The sequence below is a fragment of the Chitinophaga sp. Cy-1792 genome (genome assembly GCF_011752935.1).
Classification (GTDB): domain Bacteria; phylum Bacteroidota; class Bacteroidia; order Chitinophagales; family Chitinophagaceae; genus Chitinophaga.
The window spans coordinates 2197789-2211555 of record NZ_VWWO01000002.1; the positions used below are offsets into that span (position 1 = coordinate 2197789).

Annotated in this window: 10 protein-coding genes; 3 read left to right on the plus strand and 7 right to left on the minus strand. The window is 48.6% G+C overall.

The genetic code is table 11. From position 1 onward, the window contains the following. Positions 1 to 69 precede the first annotated feature (69 nt). Positions 70 to 633 carry an isoprenylcysteine carboxylmethyltransferase family protein gene (locus F3J22_RS23030; protein WP_167020274.1) on the plus strand — a complete coding sequence of 188 codons (564 nt, stop codon included), beginning with the start codon at positions 70 to 72 and terminating at the stop codon, positions 631 to 633. A 76-nt stretch (positions 634 to 709) separates the two neighbouring features. On the opposite strand, the gene F3J22_RS23035 is transcribed toward F3J22_RS23030, so the two are convergent. The 5 genes from F3J22_RS23035 to F3J22_RS23055 all read right to left on the minus strand — a co-directional run bounded on the left by F3J22_RS23035 (position 710) and on the right by F3J22_RS23055 (position 9665). Next, complete coding sequence (locus F3J22_RS23035) at positions 710 to 2212, minus strand: RagB/SusD family nutrient uptake outer membrane protein (RefSeq protein WP_167020275.1); 1503 nt, start codon at positions 2210 to 2212, stop codon at positions 710 to 712. A gap of 10 nt (positions 2213 to 2222) precedes the next feature. Then, the gene (locus tag F3J22_RS23040; protein ID WP_167020276.1) at positions 2223 to 5306 is read right to left on the minus strand and encodes a TonB-dependent receptor; all 3084 of its coding nucleotides are present in this window, start codon (positions 5304 to 5306) and stop codon (positions 2223 to 2225) included. Between the two features lie 317 nt (positions 5307 to 5623). After that, entirely contained in the window at positions 5624 to 7342 is a 1719-nt protein-coding gene (aspT, locus tag F3J22_RS23045; protein ID WP_167020277.1) for an aspartate-alanine antiporter, read from the minus strand. A 72-nt stretch (positions 7343 to 7414) separates the two neighbouring features. After that, a complete protein-coding gene (rnhA, locus tag F3J22_RS23050; RefSeq protein WP_167020278.1) occupies positions 7415 to 7876 on the minus strand; it encodes a ribonuclease HI in 462 nt (153 codons plus the stop codon). 151 nt (positions 7877 to 8027) lie between these two features. Beyond that, complete coding sequence (locus F3J22_RS23055; RefSeq protein WP_167020279.1) at positions 8028 to 9665, minus strand: acyl-CoA carboxylase subunit beta; 1638 nt, start codon at positions 9663 to 9665, stop codon at positions 8028 to 8030. Between the two features lie 57 nt (positions 9666 to 9722). On the opposite strand from F3J22_RS23055, the gene F3J22_RS23060 reads away from it, so the two are divergent. Further along, the gene (locus F3J22_RS23060; RefSeq protein WP_167020280.1) at positions 9723 to 10181 is read left to right on the plus strand and encodes a DinB family protein; all 459 of its coding nucleotides are present in this window, start codon (positions 9723 to 9725) and stop codon (positions 10179 to 10181) included. 36 nt (positions 10182 to 10217) lie between these two features. Here F3J22_RS23060 and F3J22_RS23065 read toward each other — a convergent pair whose 3' ends face one another. After that, positions 10218 to 11147 (minus strand): bifunctional helix-turn-helix transcriptional regulator/GNAT family N-acetyltransferase, encoded by a 930-nt coding sequence (locus F3J22_RS23065; protein WP_167020281.1) that lies wholly within the window; start codon positions 11145 to 11147, stop codon positions 10218 to 10220. 144 nt (positions 11148 to 11291) lie between these two features. On the opposite strand from F3J22_RS23065, the gene F3J22_RS23070 reads away from it, so the two are divergent. Next, entirely contained in the window at positions 11292 to 12746 is a 1455-nt protein-coding gene (locus F3J22_RS23070) for a sodium:solute symporter (RefSeq protein ID WP_167020282.1), read from the plus strand. Here F3J22_RS23070 and F3J22_RS23075 read toward each other — a convergent pair. Beyond that, on the minus strand, positions 12743 to 13708 hold the full coding sequence (locus tag F3J22_RS23075; RefSeq protein WP_167020283.1) for an ion channel: 966 nt from the start codon (positions 13706 to 13708) through the stop codon (positions 12743 to 12745). The genes F3J22_RS23070 and F3J22_RS23075 overlap by 4 nt on opposite strands. Positions 13709 to 13767 lie beyond the last annotated feature (59 nt).

The following is a 13767-nucleotide window of genomic DNA, read 5'->3' on the forward strand; positions in this document are numbered from 1 at the left end:
CTGACAAAGCCAGTGAAAGGGTATTTAGTATCCACGAAAAAACGTATATTAAGCCAATAATTCCTGTTTATGCATCCCTTGACTATTGTAATTTATTGCCTGTGGCTGGCATCTGAAATCTGGCTCAACCGCGCGCTTCGCGGCAGCAATACCGACAAACAAAACCAGGACCGTGGCAGTCTGACAGCCATCTGGGTCGTCATCGCAGCGGGTATCAGTGCCGCTGTATGGCTATCTGGTAAGCCAGGCGCCAGGATCGCACCGGATGGTGTCACCGTACATTATGGCGGCCTGATTATTATCCTGATTGGCGTGGTGATCCGTTTTGCCGCAGTTGCCCAGCTAGGAAAGTATTTCACCGTAATGGTGACGATACGGGAAGGCCACCAGGTAAAAAAAGATGGCATGTACCGGCTGGTTAGACATCCTTCCTATTCGGCCTCCCTCCTCTCCTTTATCGGTTTTGGCATTTCCACCAATAGCTGGTACAGCTTCTTTGCGGTGGTAATACCTGTATTCTTCGTATTTATCTATCGTATCCGCATTGAAGAAAGAGCCCTGCTAAAACAGTTTGGCCAGGAGTATGCAGACTATATGCAGCACACCAAGCGCTTTATTCCATATATCTTCTAATCATCTGCAAACATAAAAAATATAGGGCCGGTCAACTAACGTGACCGGCCCTACGTTTTTTTATATGTTACTCCAATTATAAGTTAGGATTGTTTTGTACTTCCGACAAAGGAATCGCAAAGAGATAATATTTACTCTGCGGAACAAAAGAAGTACCATCAGGGAATTTCAATGTTCTGTGGCCTTTTGCCTTCACCTGTTTGAAAGTACCGTCTGCACGGGGCACATTGATAATAGAATCGCCACCGGTGTAGGATGTAAAGGCTTTACGCACTACCGTACCGTTGGTACGAATGATGTCAGACAAAGAGAACCCTTCGCCCCATAGTTCCTTCCTGCGCTCGATCATAATAGAATCAATGATGTTACCGGTGCCTTGCTTGTAGAGATATGCGCTACGTGCACCTCTCAGCTCATTCAGACGCAGGGTTGCGTTGGTAGCATCGCCGGCACGTGCATAACCTTCCGCTTCTATCAGCACCATTTCGGCAGCACGCATCAGTACGAAATCGCCAATGAGCGCCGTCTGATCGCGGAAACGGAACTTCTTGTACCGCAGGTAACCTTCCTGTGATGGCAGTGTATCCCAGTCGAATAATTTCGTACGGATGTCACCGTTATCAAAGAAATTTTTGAAGAAAGGATCCGCCATGAAGCTATAGTAATAAGAGCCCGGATCACTCACGTCGAGGAAGTGGAAGTTGTAGCTCGCATTGCTCTGGTTAGGTGTTTGCGGGTGGCCCCAGATCCATTCTGCATTGCTCACATCGCTGAAGCCTTTCTGATAGTCATCACCGGACATTAGCGGATAGCCCTGGCGAGCGGCAGCAGCTTTCTGCTGTGCGAGCCCCCATTGCTGCGTTTGCAGGTAAGCACGTGCCAGCAGTCCTTCTATCACATTATAATCAATTTTATATTTCTTGCTGGCATCTCCACGGTCATAACCTTTTACCAGTGGTTCAGCAGCCAGCAGATCAGCGATCACCTGGTCGTATACCTGTTTAATAGTAGAACGAGGCTTGCCTGCAGTTGCTGCAGTGGTAGGTTCCAGGTAAATAGGCACTGCCGGTGCGTTCGGATCAACGATCGGATTAAACTGGTAGAAAGAAGCCAGGTTCAGGTAGCACATGGCACGCAATGCATAAGCTTGTCCTTTCAGACGTGCTTTCTGCGTAGCATCGCCGCTCACGCCATCAACCCTGGTAATAATGCTGTTGGCATTATCGATCACTTTATAAAGAATCGTCCAGTAAGCACTCACGCGGTTTTTGGTATTGTCTACCATCTCCACAAAGGTATATGCATCACGCAATCCGTATTTGGTGGTAACGGCGATATCATCTCCCATGGCATCACTGGCACGGGCAATAGAATTATACCCCGGAACAGCATAGGTGAAGAATGTTTCCATGGCATAAGCCCATGTACCATTGATAACGGTTTCCACGTTGTCGGCGGTAGTGAATACCTGATCATCAGGCACCTGATTGGTAGGATCCTGCTTCAGAAAGTCCTTGCTGCAAGCACTTAGCAACACGGTACCCAGTAAAGCGGTAAGTATATATCTGTTCTTTTTCATGGGTCAGTTTTTAGAAATTCAGGTTAATACCGGCAGACAATGATTTCAAAGCCGGGTAGCGGTAATAGGTAACTCCGTTAACGTTCTGTTCAGGATCCATACCTTTATGACCGTAGATGGTCAGCAGGTTCTCTCCCTGTACATAGATAGTTAACCCGTGCAGGTGCGCCTTGTCCATCAGTGTAGCCGGGAATGAATAGCTCAGGTTCACGTTTTTCAGGCGTGCATAGGCAGCATCATATAACCAGCGGGTAGAGTTGGATGTCCAGTTGGTGTTGTTGGTAGTCAGTGCCGGCACGTTGGTGTTGGTATTGTCCGGTGTCCAGCGGTTCAGGATTTCTGAAGACCAGGAACGACCAGGGTTGTTACCGGTATGCATCAGGTAAACGTAATCGTTGTCCAGTACCTTACCACCCAGGGAATAAGCCCAGAGGAAGCTAAACGCGAAGTTTTTATAAGTAAACGTATTGGTCAGACCTCCATAAACATCCGGCAGCGCAGAGCCTGAATAGTAAAGTGTACCAGCGCTATAGTTGGATGTCGTTGTTTTTGCGCCGGTGGTAGGATCTGTTACATACCACAGCGGGGCGCCTGTTTTGGCATCTACTCCTGCCCAGTCGCGCAGGTAGAATTCATAAATAGATTTACCTACCATTAATTTTTTCGTACCGCTGATAATTTCTTTCTGTGGTAACGAGGTAACCTTGTTGTTATAGTGGGTCATGTTCAGGTTCACCGTCCAGCTAAAGTCTTTTGTTTTAACCGGTACGCCGCGCAGGGTTACGTCTATACCATTATTACGCATAGCGCCGATATTCTGGCTGATGGAAGCATAACCGGTAGATGGGGCTTTAGGTAATGCGAACAGCAGGTCCTGGGATTTACGCTGGAAGAATTCCACGGTACCACCAAACCTGTTGTCGAACATAGACCAATCTACGCCCACGTTGAGGTTCAGGTTAGTTTCCCATTTCAGGTTAGGGTTGCTGAGTGTATCACGATAAGTACCACCTTCACCCAGGTTACTGTTTACAACATAGAGCGACTGATAGGTATAGAAAGTACCGAGGTTATCATTACCCTGTGCACCGTAGCTGGCGCGGAGGGTTAAGGCATCCAGCCAGTCTTTCTCTTTCAGCCAGCTTTCTTCATTCATTTTCCAGGAAGCACCCAGCGACCAGAAGGTACCCCAGCGTTTATCAGGAGAGAACCTGGAGGATCCGTCGCGGCGTAATGATGCGGAGAAGAAATATTTGTTTTTATAGTCGTATTCTGCGCGGGACAGGTAGCTACTCAGGGTGTAGTTGTCAGAGAAACCGGTGTAACCCAGCAGTACTGCTGCATCAGCAGGCTCTGTAAGTCCTGGCAGAGAGAAACCGGAGCGGTTACCATCGATAAAGGTATAATTGTATTTATACGCTTCCTGGCCTGCCAGCAAATTAATGTGGTGTATCTGATTAAATGTTTTTTCGTAGGTAAAGATGTTGTTCCATGTCCAGCTGAAGGTGCGGAAGCTACCGCGATCTACTGTACCGCCAATTGGTGCGTCGAAGCCCAGCGTAGGGTTCGTATAGTCGTGGTTCATTAACTGGGAATAGTCGACGCTGAAAGTAGTTTTAAATTTCAGTGCGTCCCAGATGGTTGCCTGTCCGAAGGTGCGGGCAGACACATCATCTCTCATTACGTTATGAAGATCGATGCCTGCCGTTTGAACCAGGTTGGTATTAGGATTATTTGCAGAAGGGCGATAATCGCCATAGTCAAAAATCCTGTTGCCTTTGGCATCGAGGATATAGGCACCGGTTGCAGGGTCACGTTCGTAGATCGGATAGAAGGAAGGCATCAGACGGCCATAGTTCACGTAGTTGTCTGAGCGGCTGTCGTCTGAAGGAGGCGCCTGCTGCTCGGAATGTGCACCAGAGAGGTTCAAGCCTACTGTCAGCCATTTTTTGGCGTCAGCTTCTATGTTTGCGCGAACGTTATAACGTTTAAAACCAGAAGCGAGATAGATACCCTGATCGTTGAGGTAGCTGCCGGAGATATAATATCTTGATTTTTCGCTGGAGCCGCTGATGTTGAGATCTGCCTGGGTATGCTGGCCTGTTTGCTGCATGGCTTTGTCCCAGTTGTCGTTCCAGAGCGGGTGAGCACCGGCTACCAACTTACCGTCGGTGCCTACGGGTTCATCGATGGCTGTACCGTATGGGTTGATGCCGAGGTCGCCGACAACATTGCCGCTGGCACTGGCTGCGGCCTGTGCAGCCGTCATGCCGTTGGTCACGTTGGTATTGCGGAGTGCTTCCCAGTACAGGCGGAAATAATCGTCGGTACTTACCTGTGCATAGTCTTTCACTGCGCGTTTAGAGAAGCCCTGTGCAACGCGAACGCCTATATTACCTTTACCTTTTCCTTTTTTGGTGGTGATGATGATGACACCGTTGGCACCACGGGAACCGTATAATGCGCTGGAGGCGGCATCTTTCAGTACGGAGATAGATTCAATATCAGAAGGGTTGATAGCGTTGATGCTACCGGAGTATGGCGCACCATCCACTACATAAAGCGGATCAGCAGATGCGTTGATAGAGCCGATACCACGGATACGGATGGTGGCATCTGTTCCTGGTTGTCCGCTCTGGGCGGTACTCTGTACGCCGGCCACTTGTCCTTGCAGGCCTCTGGATACGCTGGAGATCTGCCTGTCTGCCAGGTCAGCTCCTTTAATCTGCGCAACAGAGCCTGTGAGGGAGTTCTTTTTACCGGTACCATAGGCGATAACCACTACTTCGTCGATATCCTTGCCACCGGATTCGAGGGCAATACGTATAGGCGTGGTAGTGATAGCTACTTCCTGTTGTTTCATACCGATATAGCTAACAATAAGTTTGGTAGCAGCCGGGTTGCTGATTTCAATTTTGAAGGTACCATCAGCGGCAGAGGTCACCCCTTGTGTGGTGCCTGCCACCACGATGGTCGCTCCGGGCAATGGTTGGTTTTCCCTGGCCGAATAGACGGTACCAGTTACGGTGCGTATCTGCGCGAAACCCAAGAGGGGTCCTAACAGCACGAGAACAAGTAATAGACGTTGTAGCATAAGAGGAGAATTGGAGGTTTATGCGGTTTATATGGGCAAAGCGATGTCATCCCTGATACCGGTAATGGTCAGGCGTTTTGAGCGATGGTCCCGTTAATTATGTGATTGCAGACAGCGATTTTGTGTGGTCGATCAACAATACATTCGCGCGGTGGCACAACACGACGAACATACAAAACTGAATGGCTGGTCTTTTAAGAAATACTTCCTTTTCATTTGTTTCTATTTATTACCCTATTATTCCTATAGACTGTTGGGACGCAAAGCTAGTGGTATTTATGTTATCAACAAAAAGAAATGTTAAAAAGTTGTCGGATTTATTTTCCATGGGTCATTAGCAGTACGATGATCACGCCTGAAGTAGTCAGTGTAATATTGGCTACTGCATAGGCTACAGTATATCCCAATGCGGGCACTTTACTATTGAGGGCATCCTGTACCGCCAGCAACGGCGCGGATTCATCGTGGGCGCCGGCGCAGGCCCCCAGGCCTATGGCAGGATGGAATTTGAACACATATTTAGACAGGAACAATGCCAGCACCATAGGCGAAAGGCTAAGTACGATACCTGCAACAAATAGTGTGAGGCCTTCCTGTTTTAATCCGGTAAGGAATCCTTCACTGGAGGTGAGTCCGACGATGGCAATGAACACGTGTAGTCCTAACTTGGTAAGTACCCACTGAGAAGACGGTGGTATAAATCCAAAGGTAGGTCTGGCACTGCGCAGCCATCCGAAGAACAACCCTGCAATAAGCGAACCGCCGCTGGTGCTGAGTTCTATAGGCACTGCTCCAATTTTCCAGGACAACGCACCAACTAACGTACCCACTACGATACCACCTGCCAGGTATACGATATCTGTTTCCACACCGGTTTTTTCCTTGAAGCCCAGTAGCGGTATGGCCCGGTCTAAATCTACCTGAATACCTACTAGCTCGAGCACATCTCCCTTAACCAGCGAAGTAAGGGGTGATAACGGAATCTCAATACCTGCGCGGGTTAGTTTACGGATACTGATTCCTCTGAATGCGGGATCAGCATCGAGTCTGCGTATATGGTGTCCGATAACTTTCTTATTTTTTACGTACACTACCACATCCTGTACGGGGAAGGTAAGCAGTTCCACATCGGCTACTTCCTTTCCCAGTAAGGGATCGGCGCCGATGGCGGATACACGTTGTCCACTGACAGCTACAATATCACCGGCATGCAGGGGAAAGTCGGGGGTAATGGGTATGAGCTTCCCTTCTCTTCTTACGCGGAGTATCCAGAGCAGTCGTCCTTTAGATTTCAGCACATGTTCGAGTTCAGTCACTGTTTTGCCGTCGCCGATGGTTTCCTTGCTAAGCAGGTAGGCCCTGAAGGCCACTTCATCATAAGCGTTGGTGATATCATGTTCTTCTTCACCGGCGCCGGTTTCGCTCAGCTGTGCTTCCAGGGCTTTGGTTTCTTCGATCAGCTTTGCACGGCTGCCCGACATAAACCAGGGTCCTATTACAGACAGGAACCAGGAAGTACCAGCGGTACCAAAAATATAGGTAACGGCATAAGCGACCGGTATCTGATCGAGATAACGGTTTTTCAGGTCGTCAGAAATATTCAGGTCTTTAATACTATTGGAGGCTACGCCTATAATGGCAGAACAGGTATTGGAGCCGGACATAAACCCGGCAGTTGTTCCTACTTCAAAATGCAATAATGAGGATATAGCCCAACAAAGCAGCAAACTACTGACGCAGACTATAAATGAGAACGCAGCCAGTGGAGCGCCATCTTTTTTTAGTGCAGCGAAAAACTGGGGGCCAATACCATAGCCGGTACAGAACAAAAAGAAGAGAAAGAAAATTGATTTGGTCCCGTCGGGGATGGGGATATGATAGGTGCCGATGAAAATACCGGTCAGCAATACCCCCGTTACCGTTCCAAGGGTGAATCCCTTGATATGGATCTTTCCAACATAAAACCCTATCATCAGGGTAAGCATGACGGCTATTTCGGGATATTTCTGGAGTGTTAGTATCAGCCAGTTGAACATAATGCAATAGTTGAATTGTCGTCATAATTACAATTCAACTATTGAATTGGTTCTACCTGTTAATGTACTTTATTATCCGTTGGAAGCTTCGAAGCCGGTGTCGATCAGCCAGTTGCCGCTGTCTGCGGCAGCTGTTGCGAGTTCATCACAGCGGTTATTGAAAGGATTGGTGGCGTGTCCTTTCACCCAGTTCATTTTCACTTTATGTTTTCTGAACAGCGGGATAAAGCGCATCCAGAGGTCTTTATTTTTCTTATCCTTAAATCCTGTTTTTACCCATCCCCAGATCCAGCCTTTTTCGATACTGTCTACCACATATTTACTGTCTGTAAAAATATTCACTTCCAGTCCATCCCGTTTGAGTGCTTCCAGCCCGACTATTACAGCCAGCAGTTCCATTCTGTTATTGGTTGTTTTCCGGTATCCCTGGGACATTTCCTTTCTGATGTTCCCCCAGATGAGAATCACACCATAACCGCCGGGGCCGGGGTTACCGCGGGATGATCCATCTGTGTAAATTATGAGTTCAGCCATTGGGCGAAGATAAGGGTTTTGTTATTTGTTTCTTTGGCATAACAGACTTTTCCCGGCCGCCTTCGGCGGCCGGGAAAAGTCTGAAAAAAATAAGGGTGCCTTCGGCACCCTTATTTTTTTCAGACTTAAATTTTATGATTGATGCAGGAAGCTATACCTGGAAAACACCTACATTGAAATGTTCTTCTACTGGTGCATGTTCAGCGGCTTTGATACCTTCGGATATGCGTAAACGTGTGGTAACGGGGTCGATGATCTCATCCACCCAAAGTCTTGCTGCTGCGTAGTATGGAGATGTCTGTGCGTTATATTTTTCCGTGATGGCGGCGAGTAATTTTTTTTCAGCTTCCGGGGTAATTTCTTCCCCTTTGGCTTTCAGCGATGCAACCTGGATCTGTAATAATGTTTTGGCGGCCTGCTCCCCTCCCATTACTGCGATTTTAGCAGTGGGCCAGGCATAGATAAAGCGGGGGTCATAGGCTTTTCCGCACATGGCATAGTTACCTGCGCCATAGGAATTACCTACGATGATGGTGATTTTTGGTACAACGGAGTTGGCCACGGCATTCACCAGTTTGGCACCGTCTTTAATGATACCGGCATGTTCGCTTCTGCTGCCTACCATGAACCCGGTTACGTCCTGGAGAAATACCAGTGGAATTTTTTTCTGGTTGCAGTTCATGATGAAGCGTGCGGCTTTGTCGGCGCTGTCGTTGTAGATAACGCCTCCCATCTGCATTTCGCCTTTGCGGCTTTTGACGATCTTACGCTGGTTGGCAACGATACCTACGGCCCATCCGTCTATGCGGGCATAACCGCAGATGATGCTTTTACCATAGTCCTGTTTGTACTGGTCGAACTCAGAGTTGTCTGTAATTCGGGCGATGAGGTCCAGCATGTCGTAGGTTTTGGTACTGTCTGCCGGGATGATCTGGTACAGGTCTTCAGCCGGGAATTTAGGCGCAACGGGTTTTGCCCTGTCGAAGCCGGCACCGGGAGTATGACCGATTTTGCTGACGATACGTTTTACCTGGTCGAGGCATTCTTCATCTGTTTTGAATTTGTAATCGGCGATACCGGAGATTTCGGTGTGGGTAACGGCGCCTCCTAACGTTTCCGCATCTACGTCTTCGCCGATAGCGGCTTTCACGAGATAGGGCCCTGCCAGGAAGATGGAGCCGTTGCCTTCTACCATCAGTACTTCATCGCTCATGATGGGGAGGTATGCCCCGCCGGCAACGCAGCTGCCCATTACGGCGGCGATCTGGGTGATGCCCATGGCGCTCATTCGGGCGTTGTTGCGGAAAATACGGCCGAAGTGCTCTTTATCCGGGAAGATCTCGTCCTGCATGGGAAGGAATACGCCGGCGCTGTCTACCAGGTAGATGACCGGCAAATGGTTTTCCATGGCGATTTCCTGGAGGCGCAGGTTTTTTTTGCCGGTAAGCGGGAACCATGCACCGGCTTTCACCGTCATATCGTTGGCTACGATCATGCACTGGCGGCCGCTGACATATCCGATACCGCCAACAGTACCGGCAGCCGGGCAACCACCGTATTCCGGATACATCTCATAGGCGGCAAAGGCGCCTATCTCTGTAAAAACGGAGTCTTTGTCTATCAGGTATTCAATTCGTTCGCGGGCTGTCAGCTTACCGCGTTGCCGAACTTTTTCCAGACTTTTTTTTCCTCCGCCCTGTTCAATGACTCCCAGGCGCTGTTTCATTGTACTAACAGCCAGACGTATGGCATCCTCATTTTTGTTGCTTTCCAATTCCTGTTGATTCATAACGATGGTTTTTTTGTAAATTACGAATAACGAATATGAATTCCTTAAACTTCAGGTATGTCATTTACCAAACATGTAGCCAATTCTCTGGAAAGTCTTTACAATGGTGAGCCCTGGATGGGGGTCACTTACAAGGAGCACCTGGTGCGTATCGATGCAGATCTGGCAGTTAAGCGATTCGGTGAGTCCAACTGCATCTGGCAGATTGTAAGTCATGTGATTTACTGGCATCAGCGGGTAACACGATACATGCACAATGATCCCCCGGAACAGGATGGCGATCTTCCTGATTTCTATCTTCCCGACAATCACGGCCCGGATAACTGGCATGCTACCCTTGGGCGGCTGGAACATTCCTTCCGGGATACTGCCGCTACTATCCGTGCTTTCCCTGAAGCAGAACTATTCGATGCCTTCCCCGGCACCGATAATCCGGCCATTTATTATTTACAGGGACTAGCGGAGCACGATGCCTATCACCTTGGCCAGATCGTGCTGTTACACAAATATGCCTGATCTAACGTTGACGCCTGCATGAAAACCAGGCGCTGATCAGACAAGGTCCAGATCATAACGCTGTTCATAAAGCTGCTGCCCCCATTGCTGGAGGAGTTTCTCACCCGATTTCCTGAACCCCAGCTGTTTGTAGAGGGTGATGGCTGTTGTTTGCATACTGGTCGTCATCAGGTAGACGGTCTGATAATTTTTCTCTTTACAGAATGCGATCGCATCGCTGAGTAATTTTTTGCCCAGGCCTTTTCCGCGGAAATCCGGATGTACCAGGAACCAGCGTAGCTGCGCCAGGTAGCGGGTAGAGCCGAGAACAGCTACCGAACCTACAATTTTGCCTCCGCTGATGGCGAGGAAAACGCGGTCTTTTGCCAGGGAGTAGGTAGCAAGCATTTCATGGAAGGTTTTACATACATGCCCTTCAAATTCCAGGTTATAGCCCATTTCTCTTGCGTACAGCTCTCCATGCAGATGAATCAGGTACCCCACGTCGCCGGGAAGCAACTGCTGACGGAAAGTAATGGCCCCGTTGGGGGTATTTTCGCCGGACAATACCTGCTGAACAGTGCCCATGGCAGTAGTCAGTTGCTCCTGTTGTTTGTCGGACAAGCCGGTGAGCAGGGCAGTGATATCGTCTTTAGCTTCCATTTCCAGCGTCTGGAGGAGCTGCTTTGCTGCCGTGGTGAGCATAACAGAGAAACTGCGGCCATCCTGGCGCGATGGCTGGCGGATTACCAGCTCCTGCTTTTCCAGTGACCGGAGGATACGGGTGAGGTAACCGGGGTCTGTTCCGGTAACAGCAGCGAGGCGCCCGGCCGGGAGGTTTTCCTCTTTCCCCAGCTCATACAAAATACGTAGTTCGGCATTGGAAAGCGGGTGTTTACTGCGGGAACGGCTCAGCTGGCTATTGAACCGCTCATAAAACTGATGGAAGCTGGCTACCGAGTCGATCAGGCTATTCAGGTCAGGCATAGTAACTTGTTTATCAATAAAAATTGAAATATAATTTGACAAAAGCAAATTTATTATTTGACGGCAGCAAGCAATGTAATTCGTGTTATTTATGGAAAAGCTAAGCCCGATTCCATATATTTGATACCTACTTAAAACGGATACATGTCGCCAGTATTATTATTTTCATTTGTAGTTGCGTATTTCGTCGTTCTGCTGATCGTAGCCTGGTATACCGGCAGGAATTCAAACAACGAGTCGTTTTTTATCGGGAACAGGAACAGTAACTGGATGCTGGTTGCCTTCGGTATGATCGGTACTTCACTGAGTGGGGTAACATTTGTGAGTGTGCCGGGTGCCGTGGGTAAAGATGCCTTTACCTATTTCCAGATAACCCTGGGCTACCTGATCGGGTACCTGACCATTGCCTATGTGCTTATTCCGCTGTACTACCGTTTACAACTGACATCTATCTACAATTACCTCGAAACACGTTTCGGGAGAGATTCCTACAAAACAGGCGCCTCTTTCTTTATCCTTTCCCGCACCCTGGGAGCTACTGCCAGGTTATTCCTGGTAGTACGCATATTGCAGGAAACCATCCTGCAGAACTTCGGGGTTCCTTTTGCGGTCACCACGATTATCATCCTCTTTATGATCCTCGTGTATACCTATGAAGGTGGTGTAAAAACCATCGTTTATACAGATACCCTTCAAACCACCTGTATGCTGGCAGGGTTGGTCATCTGTGTGTGGTATATCCTGCATTCCATGGACCTGAGCTTCGGACAGAGCATTACCGCCATGTCTGAAAGAGGCCTTACCAATATTTTTGTGGCAGACCCCAACAGCAAGCTGTTTTTCGTCAAGCAGATCATTGCCGGGGCCTTTATCACCATTACCATGACCGGCCTGGACCAGGAAATGATGCAGAAAAGTATTTCTGTAACCACCCTGAAAGACTCTCAGAAGAACCTCGTATCGCTGGGCTTTATCATGCTGGTGGTCATCGGGCTGTTCCTATTCCTGGGCGGACTCCTGTACCTCTATGCCGCACAGCAGGGCGTTACTGCCACCGGTGATAAACTCTTCCCTGAGCTGGCATTACATCATATGCCGCCGGTGATATCCGTAATCTTTATCATTGCCCTGATATCTGCCCTGTTCCCAAGTGCAGACGGCGCCATGACGGCCTTAACGGCTTCTTTCTGTATCGATATCCTGGGCATACAGCGCAAAGGCTGGACACAGGAAAAACAGAAGAAAGTACGTCAGCGCGTGCATTTAGGAATGGCATTGACTTTCCTGGTATTTGTGATGGTGTTTGAATGGATCAATAACCAGAGCATGATCGGGGTTATTCTTAAAATTGCGACTTATACCTATGGTCCGTTGCTGGGGCTGTTTACCTTTGGTATCTTCTCCAAACGTATCGTTAATGATAAACTGGTACCGGTAGTTTGTGTGCTGGCGCCGTTAGTTTGCCTGGTAATCGATAACAACCAGCAGCGCCTGTTTGGCGACTTCCAGATCGGGCTGGAACTGCTGGTGATCAATGGTTTTATTACCTACTTAGGATTATTAATGATCTCCCGCAAGCCGGGTTCCGAAGCACTTTAAGCTTCGGAATCCGCCTCTATGGAGGCATTTAGCTTGTCCAGCTCCAATATTGTAGTGCGCCCGTTCTTACTGACCCTGTACATTGGAAGGAAACGGCGGTTAAAAATAATCTCTTCAAAAGTATAGGAAGTACGCTGTTGTACCAGGTTGGAATACACCTCATTAAATCCTCTTACCAGCACATATACTTCTACATCAGCAATCCGCATATCCTCCTGGCCAAAGCCATTCAGCGGGCTATTCTCATCGATAGGATGTACTACCGTCCAGTTCATGGACAGACTATCCACCCGTTTTCTTTCCAGCGCCAGTTCATAGTATTTATAGATCAGATGTCCGTTATCTTCTACCAGCAAAGCCAGGTTTACCTGTATCTGAACATCCGTCAGTGTATGGTACTCCTTGTGCGAAGCCATGCGGAACATGAGCGCGGTATGGCCACGATAGGGAGATATCAGTGCATTATCGCTGAAGAGCAGGTGCGCACGCGGGCGTGAAAAGCGGCCATAGATAAGACCCGTCACCACTGCAAAGCTGAGAAAGCCTGTCATGGCTTCTATAGTAGCTACCAGGTTGGCGCCGTCCCCTACCGGGTTTACACGGCCATAACCCACTGTGGTAAACGTTTCTGCGCTGAAGAAATATAGTTCCTTAAATCGCTGCCAGAAGGTAGTACCTATTACCCCCTGGAGCTGCTGCGGGCCCACCATCCAGTATATACTTGCGTAGAGCAGGTTGACGGTAAAAAAGAAAAACAGCAGGAAAAGGACGAACTGCCATGCTGAAATATTCAATAGCGCGTGATATACACTGTAACGGTGCCAGAAGGGGGCGCCTTCCCGCCGCAGATTAAAGCTTCCGTCGCGATTGATGAAGCGGCCGCCATAGCCGGCAGCATTGATACCAAAGCCAGTGTCGTTATTGACCTTTGAGAAGGGGTTAATTCTTTTGAGGAGTGCCATAACAAGGTATATTATATTACAAAGCTACGCGTTTTCGGAAGTCGCTGCGTTAGGATCTC

What these genes read in the sequence shown, in the direction of transcription:
- F3J22_RS23030 (WP_167020274.1), top strand. Translation starts at nt 70, where the DNA reads ATGCATCCCTTGACTATTGTAATTTATTGCCTGTGGCTGGCATCTGAA.
- F3J22_RS23035 (WP_167020275.1), bottom strand. Translation starts at nt 2,212, where the DNA reads ATGAAAAAGAACAGATATATACTTACCGCTTTACTGGGTACCGTGTTG.
- F3J22_RS23040 (WP_167020276.1), bottom strand. Translation starts at nt 5,306, where the DNA reads ATGCTACAACGTCTATTACTTGTTCTCGTGCTGTTAGGACCCCTCTTG.
- aspT (WP_167020277.1), bottom strand. Translation starts at nt 7,342, where the DNA reads ATGTTCAACTGGCTGATACTAACACTCCAGAAATATCCCGAAATAGCC.
- rnhA (WP_167020278.1), bottom strand. Translation starts at nt 7,876, where the DNA reads ATGGCTGAACTCATAATTTACACAGATGGATCATCCCGCGGTAACCCC.
- F3J22_RS23055 (WP_167020279.1), bottom strand. Translation starts at nt 9,665, where the DNA reads ATGAATCAACAGGAATTGGAAAGCAACAAAAATGAGGATGCCATACGT.
- F3J22_RS23060 (WP_167020280.1), top strand. Translation starts at nt 9,723, where the DNA reads ATGTCATTTACCAAACATGTAGCCAATTCTCTGGAAAGTCTTTACAAT.
- F3J22_RS23065 (WP_167020281.1), bottom strand. Translation starts at nt 11,147, where the DNA reads ATGCCTGACCTGAATAGCCTGATCGACTCGGTAGCCAGCTTCCATCAG.
- F3J22_RS23070 (WP_167020282.1), top strand. Translation starts at nt 11,292, where the DNA reads ATGTCGCCAGTATTATTATTTTCATTTGTAGTTGCGTATTTCGTCGTT.
- F3J22_RS23075 (WP_167020283.1), bottom strand. Translation starts at nt 13,708, where the DNA reads ATGGCACTCCTCAAAAGAATTAACCCCTTCTCAAAGGTCAATAACGAC.